Raw genomic sequence first — 1523 nt, 5'->3', positions numbered from 1 at the left:
CTGGCCCGCCTCGACCGTGAACTGGCCGAGCTGGACGCCCGCCGGGCCCAGCTGCTGACCCGGCGCGCCTGGCTGCTCGCCGCGCTGCGGCCGCCCGCGCCGGCGGCCGCCCCGGGCTGGAACCCGGCGGCCTGGGGCACGCCGCCCGGCGGCCGGGCGGGCGCTCCGGCCCAGCCGTGGGGTTACGTCCCCCCGAAGCCGGCGTCCGCGCCGCGCAGCGCGCAGAACGTTCTGCTGACGCTGGGCGGTCTGCTGCTGACGGTCGCGGCCATCGCGTTCACGCTGGTGAGCTGGGGCTCGATGGGGATCGGCGGCCGGTCGGCGGTGCTGGCCGCGGTGACCGTGGGGGCCCTGGCCGCCCCGGCGGTGCTGCTGCGGCGGGGGCTGAACTCCACCGCCGAGGCGCTGGCCGCCCTGGCCCTGGTGCTGACCCTCCTTGACGCCTACGCGGTCCATGCGGTGGCGGCCCCGGACACGGACGGGCTCGGTTTCACGGCGGTCGCCGCCGCGGTGCTGGCGGCGCTGTGGACGGCGTACGGGCTGGCGCTGGGCACGCTGCGCCTTCCGCTGCCCGCCGCCGTGGTCCTCGCCCAGTGGCCGCTGCTGTTCGGGGCGTGGGCCGCGGGCGCGCCGGCGCTGGTGGTCGGGTGGGCGCTGCTGGCCACGGCGGTGCTGGACGGGGCGATCGCGCTGTGGGGCAGGAACACCGGGGCGCGGATCACGGCGTGCGTCGGCGGGTCGGTGATGGCGTTCTCGGCGCTGGTGGTGGGCCTGGCGCTGTCCGCGACGGCCTCCGGGCCGCTCGGGGCGCTGGCGCCCGGCGCCCTGCTGCTGACGGCCGCGGCGGCGGCCCTGGCCGGGGCGTGGCGCGCGCCGAGGGGCTTCGGGCGGGCGGGCGGTGTGGTGGCCGGTCTCGCGGCGGTGGCCGCGGTGGGCGGCGTACCGGCGGCGGCGGTGCCGGAGGACTGGGGCGTGCTCGCGTACCTGGCGGCCGGCCTCGCGCTGACGGCGGTCGTACGGACCCGGCTGCCGAGGAACGTGAAGCTCGGGGTGCTGGTGGCGTCGGCGGCGGTGGTGGCCGGGGCCCTGGCGGGAACGGTGCCGGGGATCGCGGCGGTGCTGCTGGGCCCGGTGACGCTGCTGTCGGACGTGTGGGCGGGTTCGCCGGAGGGCTTCCGCTCCGCGCTGGGCTCGACACTGCCGTGGACGGGCCTGGCCGCGACCCCGGTGGTGCTGGCCCTGGTGGCCGGGCTGCTGGGTGCGGCGTACCGCTGGTGGCCGTCGCTGGCCCGGATCGCCGGGCCGCTGGTGGCGCGGGAGACGGCGGGGAGCGCGGGGGCGCCGGGGGCGGCCGCGTACGGCGCGGAGTCGGCGGGAGCACCGGGCACCGGGACGCCGGAGGCGGGCGTTCCGGGGGCTTACGGAACGGCGGGCACCGCGTCGCCGGGCACAGCAGCCCCGGCAGCGGGCAGTGTCCCGGCCGCGCCCGGGACGGCGGCGCACGTACCCGGGGCACCCTGGTA

General features: G+C 80.2%; 1 pseudogene. It reads left to right on the top strand.

Annotated elements, in window-relative coordinates:
* Nucleotides 1-1523 (top strand): annotated as a pseudogene (locus tag A3Q37_RS35110) (hypothetical protein); the annotation flags it as partial.

Source organism: Streptomyces sp. PTY087I2 (genome assembly GCF_001687325.1).
Classification (GTDB): domain Bacteria; phylum Actinomycetota; class Actinomycetes; order Streptomycetales; family Streptomycetaceae; genus Streptomyces.
Note: the sequence above shows the minus strand (reverse complement) of the source record. Positions and strands in the feature narration are given on the sequence as shown.